Annotated in this window: 13 protein-coding genes; 7 read left to right on the top strand and 6 right to left on the bottom strand. The window is 42.1% G+C overall.

Annotated elements, in window-relative coordinates; genetic code table 11:
• Window positions 1-614 precede the first annotated feature (614 nt).
• Window positions 615-1904: a glycosyltransferase family 4 protein gene (locus H6G86_RS10700; RefSeq protein WP_190934303.1), complete on the bottom strand. Its 1290-nt coding sequence runs from the start codon at window positions 1902-1904 to the stop codon at window positions 615-617.
• A gap of 724 nt (window positions 1905-2628) precedes the next feature.
• On the opposite strand from H6G86_RS10700, the gene glyS reads away from it, so the two are divergent.
• On the top strand, window positions 2629-4782 hold the full coding sequence (glyS, locus tag H6G86_RS10695; RefSeq protein ID WP_190934302.1) for a glycine--tRNA ligase subunit beta: 2154 nt from the start codon (window positions 2629-2631) through the stop codon (window positions 4780-4782).
• Between the two features lie 84 nt (window positions 4783-4866).
• Entirely contained in the window at window positions 4867-6351 is a 1485-nt protein-coding gene (gene murD, locus H6G86_RS10690; protein WP_190934301.1) for a UDP-N-acetylmuramoyl-L-alanine--D-glutamate ligase, read from the top strand.
• Window positions 6352-6485: 134 nt separating this feature from the next.
• Here murD and H6G86_RS10685 read toward each other — a convergent pair whose 3' ends face one another.
• Both H6G86_RS10685 and H6G86_RS10680 read right to left on the bottom strand, forming a co-directional pair.
• Window positions 6486-6710: a type II toxin-antitoxin system HicB family antitoxin gene (locus tag H6G86_RS10685; RefSeq protein ID WP_012410354.1), complete on the bottom strand. Its 225-nt coding sequence runs from the start codon at window positions 6708-6710 to the stop codon at window positions 6486-6488.
• A complete protein-coding gene (locus tag H6G86_RS10680) occupies window positions 6688-6903 on the bottom strand; it encodes a type II toxin-antitoxin system HicA family toxin (protein ID WP_313930840.1) in 216 nt (71 codons plus the stop codon). Before H6G86_RS10680 ends, H6G86_RS10685 begins: the two co-directional genes overlap by 23 nt.
• Before the next feature lie 236 nt (window positions 6904-7139).
• On the opposite strand from H6G86_RS10680, the gene argS reads away from it, so the two are divergent.
• Together argS and H6G86_RS10670 are read left to right on the top strand one after the other, a co-directional pair.
• Window positions 7140-8894 (top strand): arginine--tRNA ligase, encoded by a 1755-nt coding sequence (gene argS, locus H6G86_RS10675; RefSeq protein ID WP_190934300.1) that lies wholly within the window; start codon window positions 7140-7142, stop codon window positions 8892-8894.
• 175 nt (window positions 8895-9069) lie between these two features.
• A complete protein-coding gene (locus H6G86_RS10670; RefSeq protein ID WP_190934299.1) occupies window positions 9070-9627 on the top strand; it encodes a 3'-5' exonuclease family protein in 558 nt (185 codons plus the stop codon).
• 117 nt (window positions 9628-9744) lie between these two features.
• On the opposite strand, the gene H6G86_RS10665 is transcribed toward H6G86_RS10670, so the two are convergent.
• Together H6G86_RS10665 and H6G86_RS10660 are read right to left on the bottom strand one after the other, a co-directional pair.
• On the bottom strand, window positions 9745-11079 hold the full coding sequence (locus H6G86_RS10665) for a hypothetical protein (protein ID WP_190934298.1): 1335 nt from the start codon (window positions 11077-11079) through the stop codon (window positions 9745-9747).
• A gap of 837 nt (window positions 11080-11916) precedes the next feature.
• Window positions 11917-12150, bottom strand: a complete 234-nt coding sequence (locus H6G86_RS10660; RefSeq protein WP_114081902.1) for a hypothetical protein — start codon at window positions 12148-12150, stop codon at window positions 11917-11919.
• 160 nt (window positions 12151-12310) lie between these two features.
• On the opposite strand from H6G86_RS10660, the gene H6G86_RS10655 reads away from it, so the two are divergent.
• Window positions 12311-14455, top strand: coding sequence for an NAD(P)/FAD-dependent oxidoreductase (locus tag H6G86_RS10655; protein WP_190934297.1), 2145 nt, complete (start codon window positions 12311-12313; stop codon window positions 14453-14455).
• Between the two features lie 17 nt (window positions 14456-14472).
• Window positions 14473-14652, top strand: coding sequence for a hypothetical protein (locus tag H6G86_RS10650; RefSeq protein WP_190934296.1), 180 nt, complete (start codon window positions 14473-14475; stop codon window positions 14650-14652).
• 196 nt (window positions 14653-14848) lie between these two features.
• Here the strand turns inward: H6G86_RS10650 and H6G86_RS10645 are convergent, their stop codons facing one another.
• The gene (locus H6G86_RS10645; RefSeq protein ID WP_190934295.1) at window positions 14849-16399 is read right to left on the bottom strand and encodes a hypothetical protein; all 1551 of its coding nucleotides are present in this window, start codon (window positions 16397-16399) and stop codon (window positions 14849-14851) included.
• Between the two features lie 979 nt (window positions 16400-17378).
• On the opposite strand from H6G86_RS10645, the gene H6G86_RS10640 reads away from it, so the two are divergent.
• The gene (locus H6G86_RS10640) at window positions 17379-18833 is read left to right on the top strand and encodes an aminotransferase class V-fold PLP-dependent enzyme (protein WP_190934294.1); all 1455 of its coding nucleotides are present in this window, start codon (window positions 17379-17381) and stop codon (window positions 18831-18833) included.
• Window positions 18834-18860: the final 27 nt, after the last annotated feature.

Below are 18860 nucleotides of genomic sequence, written 5' to 3'. Positions count from 1 at the left end.
ACCCGTGAAACTATCTACAGATGCTTTTAAATCTATATCTGAAGATACTTCACCCTTATCTTGACTTTTTTGCAGGCACATAACCACCTAGCTCTTCGCGCAGCGATTAGCGATTTTTAGTTTTGTATAAAATCAGACATGAGGCTTGATGATTCTTTCATAAGCGTTTGCAAGCGCTTGCTTGCATTATAACCACATAGGAAACTAGATTTGTATAAGTTTAAAGATGAGTTTATCCCTCTTGAGTCGTATTGAATACTGATCTTAGGGAAGAAAAATGTACGGTGCAATGTATGGAGCGATGCATTCTCTATGAGAGGCTTATCTGCGACACGCTGTGCGTAGCTTGCTTCTGAGTAGGAGTACGCCAACGGCGGGCTACGCCTACGCTGATTAATTCAGCTCTATTCATCAAGGTTGCAAGTTTCATTGAGTTATCCTCACCAAGAACAAAGTGCAATCAATACAGTGTTCTCTAGAGTCCTATTTTTGAGCATTCTTATCTTCCTACACTTAGGTCATCCAATCGGATGATTTTTAACTCACCCATTCGGGTGATTTAATTTATCCTAATCAGGGTTCTGTATATGTGAGCGAGTCATGCTCAATGCCCTTCAAGCATCCACAACTGATTCCTTAGAATTCAATTTCGGCAAGATACCCACAGTTGATTTTCGGTTAGCAAGAATATGATAAAAGAGCCACTCATACCGATCAAGTGCTTGCTCCAACGAATAGTTTTCTTCGGCAAACTGTCTTCCCGCGTTACCTAGCTTCGTACAGAGAGTAGGATTTGCATATAAATCATGCACCGCAGCGGCCATTGCAGCGGGCGATTCTGGCTCAACAATTATCCCACCACCACTGAGTTTGATCGCTCTAGCAGCAGTTCCAGTTGCAGGAACTGAACCCACAATTGGGCGACCACTTGCCAATAGTAGTGGTATTTTTGAAGGCATATTGAACGAAATTACATTGTGCTTTTGCACAATCAGCCCGACATCAGATGCTGCTAGCATTTCGGGTAATTTTTCTCTTGGCTGCAATGGTAGCAGCAAAACATTATCTGCTCCATGTAATAGACAATATTCTTGCAACCTTTGCAATGCCGTTGATTCGCCGACAATGACAAAGACAATTTCTCTGATATGACGTAGGCAAACTGCTGCTTCTATTACTGTTTCTAAACCTTGGGTTAGAGCTATGTTTCCCGAATAAAGGACTATAAATTTCCCATCCAGTTGATGACTAGATATCCAAGAGTTATTCTTTTTTGGTAAAGGGTGGATGAAATTTACATTCACCCAATTAGGAATACAAATAATTTTATTCACAGGTACTCCCTTATTCACTAAATTCTCACGAAACCCATCGGCGATAACACTAATAGTATGTGCAGTCCGATAGGCAAATTTCTCTAAAGCTGCAAGAGTTCGGATCATCCACTTATTTTTCAGTAGTCCGATACGCACAGCAGCTTCTGGTAATATATCTTGCACATTTAGAACTATTGGGCAGTTGTATAGCCAACCAAATATTGTTGCTGGTAAGATACCTAACAAAGGCGGTACTGTTAAAATCATCACATCTGGACGTTCACCTCTAAAGGCTTGAGGCAAACTTGTGAAAATAAAGCTTAACTCCAGCAACAGACGATCTAAAAGGTTAGGTTTAGACTTAATTCTGATGTAGCTTCGCTGAATTGTGACACCATTTTTTTGTTCAGTAATATACCATTGACCCCGATAACCATCGTAAATTTCGCGCTGAGGATAGTTGGGCATTCCGGTAATTACCCGCACTTCATGACCTCGATTTACTAGTCCTTCTGCCAATTCAGTCATTAAGGGAGCAATTCCAATCGGCTCTGGATGATAGTTGTAGGAATATATCAGAATGTGCATGAGCTATTTATAAATTTGGTAAATGCAGCCTGAAATAAGCGGATTTCTTGCTAACTTCAATAGAGGCTACAACTTTTATTATTTAATTTAGTTTGTGATTAGATTATGATTTTTTAAATCACAATTGTGATAAGCACTGATTAGAAATTTTCTAGGTAGATTTTAACAGTTATGAGCGAACAATTATCACTTTTTCTGGTTGGATAAAGTTTCCTAATCGTATATTTAAAAGTTACGCGTGTTAACTAATTAAACTTTAATTGTTCACTTATTTAAAAGTGAATGGAGTTGTTAAATTTACACTGAGGGGATTGTAGCATGAGATTTAATATCATGCATATAACCTGCATTCCGCCTTCTAAACTGGCACATGAAGCATTTTTAAGCAAGTAAAGAATATTGCATTAATGGGTGAGCGTCCAGTTTTTTTAGTGGCTCAAAGGCAGTAACTTTTTAACATTAGTGTGTTTAGTAGTTTCGTATTTAAAGCTGTAACTGGAAAAACTCCAATGTATCGCAATTGACATTAACAGCTTTATTTGGGTTGTTAGCAACACTAGCGATGCCTGTGGCAGGCTACACTGACGCAATACTAAAAAGTTGCACTGATTGCTATGGTCAGGGTAATTTTAGCGAGTAGCAAGGGTTATTACCTAAAAATCACGAGCGATCGCCTGAGAATAACTGATAAAGTTGAGCTACGCAAAGTTGAAAACAGTGACCTATGCCTGCGTTTCTATTAGAAGTTGGTACAGAAGAATTACCTGCAAGCTTTCTCAGTGATGCCTTAATACAGTGGCGAGAACGCATTCCCCAAAGTTTGGAAGCAAACAGCCTTCAGGGTGAAAGTGTCCAAGTGTACGGTACTCCCCGGCGTTTAGCGGTATTGATTAAAGGTCTACCATCCCAGCAAGCAGACCGAGAAGAAGAAATTAAAGGGCCTCCCGCCCAAGCTGCCTTTAAAGATGGTCAGCCAACAGCAGCAGCATTAGGCTTTGCCAAAAAGCAAGGTGTGGAACTAGATGCACTCTTCCTTCGCCCCACTGACAAAGGGGAATTTGTTTTTGTGCAAAAAAGAATTCCTGGCCGTCCTGTGGCGGAAATTTTGACAGAACTTGTTCAAGAGTGGATTTGGGGTTTAGAAGGTAAGCGGTTAATGCGTTGGGGAGATGGGGATGGGAGGTTTTCTCGACCAATTCGCTGGCTGGTAGCTTTGTTAGATGAGACGGTGCTACCGTTGGAATTGGTGAATGGTTCTAAAACGATTCAGAGCGATCGCATTTCCCAAGGTCATCGTGTCTTACATCCTGAACCTGTGACAATCGCCCAAGCTACTGATTACGTTACCGCCCTCAAGTCTGCTTATGTCACCGTTGACCCCGAAGAACGGGAAAACCTAATCAAAGAGCAAGTAAAGGCAGTAGCAGAAAGTTTAAGCGGGTATACAGTCATTTACCCCGATTTGTTAGCGGAAGTAACCAACCTTGTAGAATATCCTTCTACAGTTGTTGGTAAATTTGAACCAGAATTTTTGGAATTACCAACTGAAGTAATTACCGAAGTTATGGTAACTCATCAACGTTATTTCCCTGTATTCAAACCAGGTAGTTCCGAGCAAGAATTATTACCAAACTTCATCACCATTTCTAACGGCGATCCCAAAAAATCAGATATTGTTGCCGTCGGAAATGAAAGGGTAATTCGTGCCAGATTAGCTGATGGCAGGTTTTTCTACGAAGCTGATTTAACTAAACCAATAGATAGCTTTTTACCCCAGTTAGAAAAAGTCACCTTCCAAGAAGAATTGGGTTCGGTGCGTACCAAGATAGATAGAGTAGTCAAGATTGCCGAGCAAATTACCACCCAATTAAAATTAGCTGAAAATCAAAGCCAAAAAATCCAACGTGCTGCTTTATTGTGTAAAGCAGATTTGGTAACTCAAATGGTGTATGAATTCCCTGAATTACAAGGTATCATGGGAGAAAAATATGCCTTAGCTAGTGGTGAAGATGCCGAAGTAGCAAAGGCAATTTATCAACATTATTTGCCAACGGGAGCCGGTGACAATTTACCCGAAACGCTCACAGGTCAAATTGTCGGTTTGGCAGATAGATTAGATACTTTGGTAAGTATCTTTGGTTTAGGTTTAATTCCCTCTGGCTCCTCTGATCCCTTCGCTTTGCGTCGGGCTGCTAATGCTGTAGTTAAAATTACTTGGTTTTATAATTTACCAATAAATTTAGATGATTTATTGGCGCAAATATCAACAGATTTTGCCGCGAAATATCAAAAAGATCGGGCATTATTAACCACAGCATTACAAGAGTTTTTCTTACAACGCATCCGCACCTTATTGCAAGAAGAAAAACAGATTGATTACGACTTGGTAAATGCAGTTTTAGGAGAAAATGACCCAGAATACACAGAGCGGACGTTAAAGGATTTATTGGATGTCCGCGATCGCGCCTTGTACTTACAACAAATCCGTAACGACAGTACTCTAGATAACATCTACGAAACCGTTAACCGTTCCACACGATTAGCTGCCCAAGGTGATTTGGATACAAAACAGCTAGAACCAACAACCGTAGTTCATCCAGAATTATTCCAAAAGCCTTCTGAGACAGCTTTGTATAATGCTTTAATCGAATCAGTACCACAAACTCAAACAGCACAGCAGACACGGAATTATCAACTGTTAGTAGCAGCATTAGCAAAAATTGCTCCAACAGTTAGTAACTTCTTTGATGGGCCAGATAGCGTATTAGTTATGGACTCCGATCCAGAAATTAAGCGTAATCGATTACACTTACTGGGATTGGTTCGCAATCATGCCCGTGTTTTAGCTGACTTTGGTGCGATCGTCAAAAATCTGTAGCGTAAGTCAACAAAAAGTTGTGTAATTTTTGCCAATAGACGCTACTATAGGGAGTGCTTAACCAGGGACACTCTGCTGCAATCTATGTCCAAAGCTCATGTTATTGGATTGGGAAAGTCCGGTGTTGCTGCGGCGAGATTGTTGAAACGGGAAGGTTGGGAGGTAGAGCTGAGTGATGGCAACACCTCCAAAACCCTCCTACAACAACAACAAGAACTCGCTGCCGAGCAAATAACCGTTAAACTAGGCCAATCCCTAGAATTAAATGGTGATAATTTACCCCAATTAATAGTTGTTAGTCCTGGCGTGCCTTGGGATATTCCCGTATTAATTAAGGCACGCCAATTAGGTATTGAAACCATTGGGGAAATGGAACTCGCTTGGCGAAATTTGCGATCGCTACCTTGGGTAGGAATTACTGGCACTAACGGTAAAACTACTACCACAGCTTTAATTGCTGCCATTTTTCAAGCAGCAGAATTAAATGCACCAGCCTGCGGTAACATTGGCCACGCCGCTTGTGAAGTTGCCCTATCTTGGAGGGGGAGAGGGGCAGGGGGCAGGGAGCAGGGGGCAGGGGAGGCATTTGATAATTCCTCACTTTTAACTTCTCACTCTTCACTCGATTGGGTGATTGCGGAGATTAGCAGTTATCAAATAGAATCTTCTAGTTCTCTTGCACCCCGTATCGGTGTTTGGACGACTTTCACACCGGATCACCTTAGTCGCCATAAGACTTTAGAGAACTATTACAACATCAAAGCAAAGTTGTTGCGTCAGTCAGAGTTGCAAGTGTTCAATGGCGATGATGCTTACTTGAGCCAGTTAGGTTTAAGTGCTTGGCCTAATGCCTATTGGACAAGTGTCAAAGGAAAAGATTTCCTGATTAGCGAAAAAGGCTTTTACATCGAGGACGGCTGGGTTGTGGAAAAATTGACTGCAACCTCAGCACCAGAAGCGATTGTGAAAGTATCTACTTTGCGGATGGTGGGAGAGCATAATCAGCAAAATCTCTTGATGGCAGTAGCAACGGCACGATTAGCGGGAATTAATCGTGATGCGATCGCACGTGCGATTCAGGAATTCCCCGGTGTTCCTCATCGTTTGGAGCATATCTGCACTTGGGAAGGCATTGATTTTATCAACGACAGCAAAGCCACTAACTACGATGCTGCCGAAGTTGGTTTAGCATCAGTGAAAAGTCCAGCGATTTTAATTGCTGGTGGAGAAGCTAAAGCAGGTGATGATACTGGCTGGCTAGCACAAATCCAAACCAAAGCTGCTGCTGTGTTATTGATTGGCTCTGCTGCACCCGCATTTGCCCAACGCCTGCAAGAAGTGGGGTATTATTCATACCACATTGTCGAAACTATGGAAAGGGCAATCCCCAGATCGGCGGAATTAGCCAAGGAGTATGAAGCGCCTGTGGTGTTGCTATCTCCAGCTTGCGCGAGTTTCGACCAATATCCCAATTTTGAGGTGCGGGGCGATGATTTCCGTCAGTTGTGCCTTGCTTGGGCGGGAGGAGCAAGGCTTCAATACAACTCGATTCTTTCGTCTTCCCTATAATTCGTTCACTGTGTGGCTTGCAGTTACACAGTGAATTAATTATGTAATCTAAAAGTGCGGTGCGATCGCATTATCACAGAGATTTAAAATATTCTAGAAGGATTGTTTAGAGCTACTTTAGTAGTTTTCTATAATTATGTTTTGCTGTAGTTTGCAACTTCAACCTCATGAGCGATGCTTGTAGGTTTAGGAATAGGTAAACCATCTTCTAGCATTCCTTCTATATGAAATTCAATAGCTTCTGCAATCATCTGCTTGACTTCTTCTAAGGTTGCACCTGTAGTTACACAACCTGGTAAATCAGGCACATAAGCAGAGTAATTACTATCCGCCTTTTCAATCACCACTACGTAATGCATTGCCGTTCTCCTTATAATTGTGCTTGCCTCCAAATACTACTGAGAGTACCAGGGCTAAGTCGTCAGACAATTTACCTGGAACTGTAACTAAACCTGGTTTATCAGGATGCTTGAACTGTCGATGACTACCTTTAGTTCTATCAAGATACCAACCATCAGCTTCCACTCGCTTGATCACATCACGTACTTTCATGTTACTACTTATCTCTACAGGGAAAATTTCTGTTACAGATAGAGTGACTTATTGAAAAAGCAAAGTAAACACAATTATGTCGCAATTCTGTCCGTCATTTTGTCGTGGGTTTCAGCATTGCTAAGTAGAAAGACAAAAATATTTCTCATGAATCGAGTGGCTCAAAATGAAATGCTAAAGTTAATAATCAAGCTTTTGCAGAGCTACATTCTCTCTCTCCCAGATAAAATTTATATATGAACGCTACACAAGAAAAACTAAAAGTTCAGCTTGAACAGGCTTTAGTCGAGGCTTTTGGCGCTGACTTCGCGGGAGTAGATCCAATTTTGGTTTCTGCCAGCAATCCTAAATTTGGTGATTATCAGGCGAATGTGGCTTTATCCCTGAGTAAAAAGTTAGGCAAGCAACCAAGAGCGATCGCAGGTGCGATCGTTGAGAAACTAGATGTATCCGAAATCTGCGAACCACCAGAAATTGCTGGGCCAGGATTTATCAATCTGAAACTGAAAACGGTATATCTAGAAGCACAACTGAACGATATTCAAGCTGATCCTCGGTTGGGAGTTCCAGCCGCGAAAACACCCAAGCGGGAAATTGTGGATTTTTCCAGTCCGAATATTGCCAAAGAAATGCACGTTGGACACCTGCGTTCTACCATTATTGGTGATTCCATCGCCCGGATTTTAGAATTTCTTGGACACGATGTACTGCGGTTAAATCATGTCGGTGATTGGGGTACGCAGTTTGGCATGTTAATCGCCTATCTGCGGGAAGTTTACCCAGATGCGCTTACTACCGCTAATGCTTTAGATATTGGTGATTTAGTTTCTTTTTACCGCAAAGCTAAACAACGCTTTGATACAGATACAGCTTTTCAAGAAACAGCACGCCAAGAAGTTGTCAGATTACAAGCAGGTGCAGAAGATACACTTCATGCTTGGAAAATGTTGTGCGAACAATCACGGCGAGAGTTTCAAGTAATTTATGAATTGCTGGATATCAAGTTAACTGAACGGGGCGAATCTTTCTACAACCCTTTACTACCAGAAGTTGTGAAAGATTTAGAAAAATCTGGATTACTGGTAGAAAACCAGGGCGCAAAATGCGTTTTTCTGGAGGGATTTACAAATAGAGAAGGTGAGCCTTTACCCTTGATTGTACAAAAATCAGATGGCGGTTATAACTACGCCACCACTGATTTAGCATCCCTGCGCTACCGGATTCAGCAGGATGAAGCAAAGCGGATAATTTATGTAACTGATGCTGGACAAGGAAACCACTTTGCCCAATTCTTCCAGGTAGCACGCAAAGCCGGCTGGATTCCCGATGATGTGGAATTAGTCCATGTTCCCTTTGGGTTGGTATTAGGAGAAGATGGGAAGAAATTCAAAACTCGTTCTGGGGATACTGTGCGGTTACGGGATTTATTAGATGAAGCTGTTTCTCATGCCTATGCTGACCTAAAAAGTAGATTACAAAAAGAAGAACGTCAAGAAACTGAAGAATTTATTAATGAAGTTGCTAGGGTAGTTGGAATCAGTGCAGTTAAGTATGCAGACTTAAGCCAAAATCGCACCAGTAACTACATCTTCAGCTACGACAAAATGCTGGATCTCAAAGGTAATACTGCGCCCTATATGCTATATGTTTATGCGCGGATTCATGGGATTAGCCGCAAGGGTGATATTAACTTTAAAGAGTTGGGAAATAATGCCGTTTTGTTGCAGCATGAAACAGAATTAGCGCTAGCAAAATATTTACTTCAACTTGATGAAGTTATTAGTAGTGTAGAGCAAGACTTGCTGCCTAATCGTTTATGTGAGTATTTGTTTGAACTGAGTCAGAAGTTTAACCAATTCTATGATCGCTGTTCCATACTACAAGCGGAGGAACCGCAGCGAACATCTCGCTTGGTTCTGTGTGATTTGACTGCTAGAACTCTGAAGTTGGGATTATCTTTGTTGGGAATTCAGGTGTTGGAGAGGATGTAATATTTTTAACGCAAAGGTACGCAGAGTAAGAGTTACGCTGATTTTTTCGCACAGCGTCTTGTAGAGAGGAACGAGCGTCGCGTCTTCATTCTGACTTCTGAATTCTGAATTCTTCTTCAATTCTTGGAATTCCCTTAGCATGAAACATACTGATAAAAGATAGGCAGGATAAAAGGTGACAATCGAAATCTACGTCAGCACTGATATAGAAGCGGATGGCCCTATCCCTGGGCCCCACTCCATGCTTAGTCTTGCCTCAGCTGCGTATACCGCAGACAAACAATTGGTTGGGACTTTTACAGCTAATTTAGAAACCTTGCCAGGGGCCCAAGGACATCCCAAAACTATGAAATGGTGGGCAGAACAGCCAGATGCTTGGGCAGCTAGTAGAGCCGACCCCCAGCCCCCTCTAAAGGTCATGGAGTCTTACCACGCCTGGCTTGTGGCTTTACCAGGTAAACCGATCTTTGTTGGCTATCCAGCCGCCTATGACTTTATGTTTGTCTACTGGTACCTGATCAACTTTGTGGGCGATAGCCCCTTTAAATTTTCGGCATTGGATATCCGCTCCTATGCGATGGCATTCTTGAAACAAAGCTACAACGAATCTGGCAAGGATAATCTACCTGCTGCATGGTTAGAAAATCTTCCATTGGCTCACATTGCCTTAGATGATGCCATTCAGCAAGGGAAGTTATTCTGTAATCTTTTGCAAGCGAATCTACAGCGTTAAGTAAGATAGCTATGCGATCGCATTTATAAGATTTTGTAACAGATTTCCGATAACGACGAAGCCTGATTCATTGTTATCGGAAATCTCTTACTCCTTTGAGAAACCGAGGATTTTGCCCTATACCTGAGTACCTTCGATATAAGCCTTAATGGTGGGTAACGCCGTCATTTTCTCATAGAAGAAATTGTTGACTATTTTCATCACTTCCGCCTGGGCTACTTCTACTTCCGAACCAAGGGGAGTGCCAGATTCTTGGCGGCACAAACTACGATATAAGCGCAGCAAATGACGCACGATTTCTAACTCTTCTTCCCCCTCCAAAACCTTGACGGCTGCCACAATCAGTTCATCTGCCTGATTGAGAACGCTATCGAGATCAAACACAGCACTATTGTCCCTAGCTTGTTGCACAGTTCCCATTAATGCGTGGACTTGGTAAAGCAGTGCCGTAGGTTCGTCGAACAATTCACGCAGAAACGCTGCTTCCTCGTAACGCCCATTCAGCCGAAAGATGTTGTACATCCGCTTGGCTGCTTTGCCGTAGTTGAGGTGTTTACCTTGTTTGACATATTTTTTGACTTCCTTTTCCAATACCGCCACATAATCATCCATGACATCGGCGGAGGCTTGCTTCACCAGTTTGGAAAAGATGGGAGCGGATTCAGCATCTAGGTAAACTTCTTGAAAATAGCCGTCCAGATAGCCGTCTAGTGCTGTGATAGTTCCATCTGGTGCTTCCCAGGTAACATCTACCACGTTGCTGGCATTGGACAATTGACTGCGTATTGTGTCAGCAACAACCCATTCCAGCTTACACCAAGACCAGTTAGGGTCTTGGGCTACGGCATCCCAGGTCAGCACTAGAGGATTGCCCTCTAGGTCGTTTACCTCAATCTGACCGGCAATCACCTCATCGGGTTGCCAGTTAATTGGCGAACCAGCACGTCTGGTGTTTTCTCCCCGAACCACTTGTTGGGGATAGGCACCAAAGTTCACATCAATTAACTGATAATTTGGGCCAGACAAGGTGTTAAGTGCCTTATCCCGAACCAGTTTGCCCAGAATCTCGGAGGCTTCGCTACGAGTAGGTGCAATGATATTCACCCGCTCGAAGTAGTCACAGTCACCAGGATAAGTCTGAATTTTAGATTGAGCCGCAGAACCAGAGATCGCCAACGCGGTTTCTACAATACCAGGAATGTCCTCAAATTCGACGATTTTGCCAATGGCGCGAAACCGTGCCAACTCTTGCGGATCAAAATCCAACATGGTGACTTTGTGCCCAAAAGCACCTGTGTCTTTGTCTACGACAATATCACTGTCGCCTGTGGCCTCGGTGATGGAATTCATCCAACGTTCTAATTCTTGCTCATTGAGTTGAACCCCTAAACGATTAGCTGATTCAACGATACGGCTACGTGCATCTAGAGTTTGATCCTGTATTTTTGTCATAGTTAATTCATGATTTTATTTTGTGATTATACCTTTATAGATGATTTCAATAAAAATACTTTTTGCGATCGTAATTAAAGAATATTTATGGAATATTAAGTTTGATAAAATACGGGTTATCTCACAGTGATTGCATAAGAAACAAGCGGCTAAAGCTTTCTATATAAGGTCTACGACGTAAGTAATTGCTATGCTTTTGTTGAATCTGGTTTTCGGATAAATATTTTTGAAGAGAGAAAAATTAATAACGCTAAATATTTTATGTCCTAACTTTATGTTCATATCCTGATGATTATTTTTTAAATAAAGAATGTTGACAAATAGCCATTTTCAAAATAATTAGGAGATAGCCGACACAAATAAAGTTAACTATTTAAGGTTGTCGCTTTTCCGTTTTCGTTCTTCCTTGCTCAGGGTTTCAAATATATTTAGCTTTTGTAATATAGTTATATTTATTCCCACTTACTTAGTTAGCGATCGCTAACTTAAGTTATGTGCCAAAAAGATTTATTCCGCTAAGGTGTCGAGGCAGCGATCAAAAGTATAAGGATGAACCCAAAAAAGACCTAGGCTGTAAAGCAGAGGTCTTTCGCCTTCAGAACGTTGTAAAATTCTTTAGCAAGGTAAAACGCTGATATGGTTAATTTAGTGGCTTCTGCGCCATGAATGCCAAAATAGCAAGTCAATTGCCAATCTCATACTGACAATTATTGTTACTCCTATACCTAAAATGCGATGCCTACGGCGGGCAAAGCCAACGCCAATATTCTCAATATTTAGTTGCAAACCTAAATATCTAATGCTGGTGCAAAAATTTTCTTTATATTATGCAAGGTTTTAGGAGAACTTTTCCCAGGATTGGGCAACTAATTGGCTCAACCAGCGACGTTGTTGCTGATCCAGCATTGGATCGTCTGCTAGCAACTGAGCGGTTAATTCTTCCAAAGATTGACCCTGAGCGCGGACAATTTTAATGACTCCAGCGATCGCAGCTGCAACGAGTTCTTCATCAATTGGCTGTTGTCGCAAGGCAACAATTTCTTGGGGACTGTCTGGAATGGGATAATTCATGGCGTGGGTTTACAGAAATACAAAATGAACAATAAATTCAACAAATTCTTAAAATTTCTTTACTGAATCTTTACGAAACTAGTTGCGCGGAGTTTACCTTACTTTGTGCCTTCATAAAATCTGTCTTAGTGAGTAGATTGATCGGAGATGTCAGGAAACGATGAGAGAAATCCTTTATTTAGAAGTTCCAACTCCAGATATAGAAACTGTACGTAGCTGGCTACAAACAGATTTTGAACCTGGAAATGGAGAAAAAGTGCTTACTTCGGAAGGCTTTCGCCTCAAAATACCCAGTGCTAAGACACCTGGTGGGGCGGCTCTTTCCGAAAACTTGCCTGTGGAGCTTTCGGTATTTGTCTGGTCGGTGCAACGAACTACCTATCTGAAAGTGTTTCGTTGGGCAGAACAACCCTTTCCCAGTGAGGGACAAATTCTGCAACGCCTAACCAAACAAATCAGAAGCCGTTTTCCGCATCATTATCCAGAACCACCAGCGATTGATTTATCCCAAGAATCGATTTTTGCCGCTTTAGCCTCTGCTTACCCCCTCACCGTCAAGTATTTTCAGAAAATGCCCAACGGTGAATACGATCTAACACGTGCCTACTGGTGGGAACAACGATGGCGCGAAGGAGTACGAAATCCGCAGCAGCCGCGTCAAGTTGTGTTTTCCAGTCGAGGGGACAGGGTACTGGGGACTGGGGACTGGGGAAAAGGTAATCCCAATACCCAATCCCCAATTCCTAATCCCCAGTACGACATCATTTATATCGGCGGCGCATTAGGCGCGATTCATGCAGCATTGATGGCAAAACTAGGATATAAAGTCCTGCTGATAGAACGAATGCCCTTTGGCCGGATGAACCGAGAATGGAATATTTCTCGCGATGAGATTCAAAGCTTGGTTAACCTGGGTTTAGTCACCCCCGCTGAGTTAGAAACCATCATTGCTAGGGAATACAAAGATGGATTCAATAAGTTTTTTGATGCGAACAATACATCCAAACTGCGATCGCCCGTTCTGCACACACCCACAGTCCTAAATTTAGGCTTAGATTCCGAAAAATGGCTCCAAATGTGTGGGCAAAAGCTGCAAGCCGCAGGCGGCGAAATCTGGGATGAAACAGAATTTATGCGTGCAGATATTGATATATCACAAGTTCTGTTGCAAGTCAAGCACTTACCTAGTCAGGTTGAAAAACAAGTAAGTGGACGACTGCTAATAGATGCAATGGGAACTGCATCACCCATCGCTTGGCAGTTAAATGGTGGTCGTGCCTTTGATAGCGTATGCCCAACAGTGGGAGCGGTAATTGAGAGCGGATTTGAGCCAGGAGTATGGGATTCCCAATACGGGGACGTTCTTTATAGTCATGGGGATATTTCGCGGGGAAGGCAGTTAATTTGGGAACTGTTTCCCGCCGCAGATGACGAATTGACGATTTATTTATTTCATTACCATGAAGTCAATGCTGAAAATCCTGGTTCCTTGCTAGAGATGTACGAGGACTTTTTCACAATTTTGCCAGAGTATCGCAGGTGCGATATGGACAAATTGGTGTGGAAGAAGCCGACATTTGGGTATATACCGGGGCATTTTAGTGTAGGAAGTAGCGATCGCACAGTTGCCTTCGATCGATTGATTGCGATCGGCGATGCCGCATCACTTCAGTCTCCACTCGTCTTCACCGGTTTTGGTTCGCTAGTTCGCAACTTAGAGCGCTTAACAACACTGTTGGATACTGCTCTCAAACACGACTTATTGAGTTTCCGCCACTTGAACCAAATTCGGGCTTACCAAAGCAACGTTTCCGTGACTTGGCTATTTTCCAAAGGCATGATGGTACCCACTGGGAAATTCTTACCACCCCAGCGCATTAACTCCATGCTCAACACCTTCTTTGGACTGTTAGCAGATGAACCCCAAGAAGTAGCAGATAACTTTATCAAAGATAGGTGTGATTGGTTAACCTTTAACCGCCTAGCGCTGAAAGCAGCTAGAAAAAATCCTGCCTTACTTTTATGGATTTGGGAACTGGCTGGGCCTAGAGATTTAATGCGATGGCTTGGTAGTTATTTGAATTTTGGTCGTCATGCTCTCGTTAGCGCTTTACTAAGTCCCTGGTTTGGGCGCTTCTTAAACCGGGTAGGTTTTTGGCTAGAACCCCGAAATCCTGGCTTGTGGCTGTGGCTATTGGCGATTAATTATGCGATCGCCACAGGCAAACCGCGATCGCGCTCTCAAGTAGCAAAGGCAAATCCAGAAGCCGTAATTCCGAAGTCAGAAGCAAGGATTCTCAATTAATTATTGGTCATTGGTCATTGTTCATTGTTCATTGGTCATTGTTCATTGGTCAAGAACCCCGAAATCCTGGCTTGTGGCTGTGGCTATTGGCGATTAATTATGCGATCGCCACAGGCAAACCGCGATCGCGCTCTCAAGTAGCAAAGGCAAATCCAGAAGCCGTAATTCCGAAGTCAGAAGCAAGGATTCTCAATTAATTATTGGTCATTGGTCATTGTTCATTGTTCATTGGTCATTGTTCATTGGTCATTGGTCACTGGTCACTTGTAGTGAACTTAGTCGTAAAGCCTGCGGCATAGCTACGCTTAAGGCGCAGCCTCTCCAAAAGTTGTATTAGTCATTGGTCATTGGTCTTAGTATTTTGACAAATGACAAATGACAAATGACAACTAACTATTGACCTTTGGGGCGAAAATTCGGTAGTTCCACAGATGCCAATGACTTACGCCCCTTGGGTGGACGTTGGGGATAAACCACAGGTGAAGGTGAATTACCGTCATTGGTGTTATCACCTAATGACTCTGGGGAAAAATCATTTTCTGACAATTCCAACTGTGACAATTGAGAAACTTCTGACCAGTAATCTTCAGCTTCTCCAATAGGCGGCTCAGTGTGGAAGGAGGTGGAAGACACCAGTAAGTTATTGGCTGGTGAAAGTACAGAATCTGTTGTCCAAGAAGTAGAGGTAGTTACAGGGGGGTTAATTTCTGCCTCCAACTCCTTCTCCCGTTGATTTGCTACTTCCTCATCGTCTTCTAATATTGTTGCTAAAGTCTCCCAGACAGGGGCATTATTACCATCCACGTCTGTTTTTGCAGTAGGCGGTGGTGATGCAGATGGAGGCTGGGAAGTGAAAAACATTTGGATGAGACTATCTAATTGCTGATCTAAATTGGATGACCCCGAAGTTGAAACAGCTTCAGGTGTATCTGGGGAATCGTCAATTTTTGGAGAGGGCGCAGGAGGTTCTGCTGATTTTGGGGTATTTTGTTTAACTGACCAGTTCCAAGAAGATGGTGGCGGTGGAGTCGGTTCAGTTCTTTGGAATGGGATTGGTGCTGACGGTTCACCCCAAGAATCATCTTCTTTTTCAGTCAATGATTCTGATTCTGCTGACCAAGGTTGAATTGGCTGGGCGTTAGGAAACAAAGACCGAGCTTTTCTAGAAAATCTTCCTTGGCTACTAGTTATGTCTTTGGGGTGTTGTGCAGTATCTTCTAAGGAGTCATAGCTAGGAACCGATGTATCTAAACATTTTTCCAGAGCTGCTTTAAATTGCAGCGTCTGACGTTGTTGTCGCATCAGCCTAGTACGTAACTCCCGACAAACAGTTTCTGACTGCAATAACTGCTCAGACTGTTCGCTGTTATTAGTGTGTAACAACGTACATTCTCGCTCTAGCTGGGCAAGGCGTTGCTGGCTAATTTGTAGCTGTGCTTTATAACTATCAGTGAAAATTTCCTGACGTTGAATAGTTTGTACAGCAATTTCTAATTGTTGAAATAAAGATTTTATCTGTTCTTGAGCCGCAGCTAGTTCCTGAGTATGTTGGTTGAGCATCGACTCAGTAACGCTAGAGCGCGTTTTCTGCCACTGCAAAACCTTTTCAGACTCAGCTAGGTTGTCTTTTAGCTGCTCTACTTGTTCATACAAGTTATTGTTAGCTGCACGCAATTCTTCATTCAATGCCAGCAGGTTCTGAAATTCTGAATCAATAAGTGCTTGCTTGCCGATTTCCGGTTCTGCAACCCAGTCATGCTGGGTGGTATCTTTTGAAAATTGTCTATCTTCAGCCGGCATGAGGAGTGGCAGTTGTTTAACTGCCATATTCTCATTAGGCACAACTGAGTAAAAGGGACAACTCGCCTGCTCCGATTGTGGCGAATTAGCAGAATTTAGGGATTCCATCACAGCCCCCTTATTTGAGGTGTCAGCTTCATTCATCACTCTTGACCCACCTGCCTAAAAATATCAGCAGTGCTGGCATTAGCATTGCTTATCAACCTTGTCTAATCAGGGTTTGCTCTAGAAGCTAAGTTTAACTCTCTCCAGGCACCAGCAATTAATCATCAATTGGTGTTCCCTATTTTGGATCTAGACTGATGCCGTTATAACACTATGATGCTCGTCCCCGTCAAGAAGAGGCAGGGGGAACAGGGCAGGGAGCAGGGGAAATTAAAGCAGTGGTGCCTCTGTCCCAAGGAAGTTTTTTACATGAAAAAACTGCCTCAGATTATATTTTATTTTTTATAATCGCATCTATCTTAAGGTTTAAATTAAAATGTCTTCTTTAACACATTTTTATACTGACTTATTTATTACTTAGGATAGATGTCAGTACAAGTATCTACTATTCGATGATAATTCTGTTATTTTGAGCGATCGCTATTAATGTCAGCAAACAACTAAGAGCTTCTGCTAAGAGTAAAATGTTAAGAAAACCTGACAAATGCGAATAAATACGTACAAAACAATATTAAAGCAGTAATAATTCAAATAAGTAAATTAATAAAACTTTTTTAAAGAATAATCTCAACTTAGTACAGACTTTTTTCTCGTTAAATATAGTCCCAGCAAGCAACCTCAGTCTTAGCTAGAAGAGGCTTTTTTTATCAACTTGCCTTCAATATATCAAGTTTGTTTAATGACTACAAGAAAATTGTTTAAAGTATACTTGACTACTTACAATTATTTTTTACATTGTAATTTAATTAACAAGAAAATTATTTTATTTAAGCGTTAATACGGATACACTTTTTAATTAATTTATTAAAGAATAATTGTAATAACAGAGTTTTCTACTAGCCATAAAGTAATTATAAAGACCATAATTACTACTGATCAATGTGAGATTGAGTTAGAGAAAGCGGTGTGGTAGCTAGGCTTATCCAAAAATTCTAAGTTTAAAATAGGGGTGCTAAAGATGACCGACATACTTGCAATAGGTGTAAATATAAAGCAAGAAGCTGTCCAATTACCGCTAGTTGCAGAAAATTTTGACAGTTTTTGGGACAAAGAAATTAGACCGTTATTCACAGATGAGTCTCTATCTTTTCGGGTAAAGACTCTGAAGGGAAACTATGTAAATTACGTCAACTTGGATAATGGAGCTACAACCACTCCCTTTACAACCCTCAAGCAGCATGTAGACGAGATGCTTGACACATACGGCAGCGTGCATAGAGGTTCTGGGCAAAAGTCCATCATCACTACACGAGAGTATGACGCTAGCCGGAACGTCATTCGAGACTTTGTGGGGTCATCTTCAGACAACTATGTAATCTTTGCGAAGAATACAACAGAAGCAATTAATGGAGCCGCCACACTTTGGGCAAAAAAACCTGGGAAAATCTTAGTTTCTGATATTGAGCATTCATCAAACCTGCTCCCTTGGGTTACTAGAGACGAAGTTGTCCAATACAGAACCCAACCGGATGGAAGTGTAAGTGTCGCAGAAATAGAAGATATATTCAAGGCATACCAAAATCTTCCTGAAGCCGAGCAAATTAAGTTAGTAACTATTACAGGTGCTTCAACAATTACAGGTTATAGACCCCCAATTTATGAGATCGCAGCTTTAGCACATCGGTATGGTGCTAAAATTTTTGCCGATGTGTGTCAGTTAATTCAGCATGAACGAGTAGATATGCGTGCTGATGATGACCCATGTCATTTAGATTTTGTAGCTTTCTCTGGACACAAGATGTATGCACCTTATGGAACTGGGGTTTTGCTGGGGCCAAAGGAATTTTTTGATAGTTCTTACCCTTATCAAATTGGTGGTGGGAACCTGCCTTATATCACCAGAAATCTAGAGATCAAGCGTTTTTATACAGAACGGGCCCATGACCCTGGAACACCAAACGCAATGGGTGCGATCGCCATTGCCAAGGCGATTGAAATTATCGAAGCAGTAGGGCGCGATCGCATTGCTAAGTATGAACACTCTCTAGTTGAATTCACATATACAAGGCTTGGGCTAATTCCTGGAGTTAAATTACATATCCCAGGAGATAATTTAGCCCATGTTATTCCCTTTGATATTGATGGGTTTGATGGACGCTTAGTAGCAGAAATTCTCGCACAAGAATACGGCATTGGAGTTAGGGCTGGGGCTTTCTGCACTTATGAATACATTCGCAAACTGAAGAATATTTCAGATGAGCGAGACTACGAGATTGCTCAAGAAGTAGACAGGGGAATTACGCGCAACATTCCTAGTATTATCCGCGCTAGCTTTGCAGTATATAATACATTAGAAGACTGTGATCGCTTTATTGATGCGATCGCTCAAATAGCTAAAAACGGATTTGCTCACTATTTGCCCAACTACACACAAGATGAAATAACTGGTGTTTGGACAGCGATAAACAGCTAGTCTCTTCAGGGCATGGATAAGAGGCAG

It is taken from the genome of Nostoc sp. FACHB-133, from assembly GCF_014698055.1.
Lineage (GTDB): Bacteria > Cyanobacteriota > Cyanobacteriia > Cyanobacteriales > Nostocaceae > Nostoc.
Note: the sequence above shows the minus strand (reverse complement) of the source record. Positions and strands in the feature narration are given on the sequence as shown.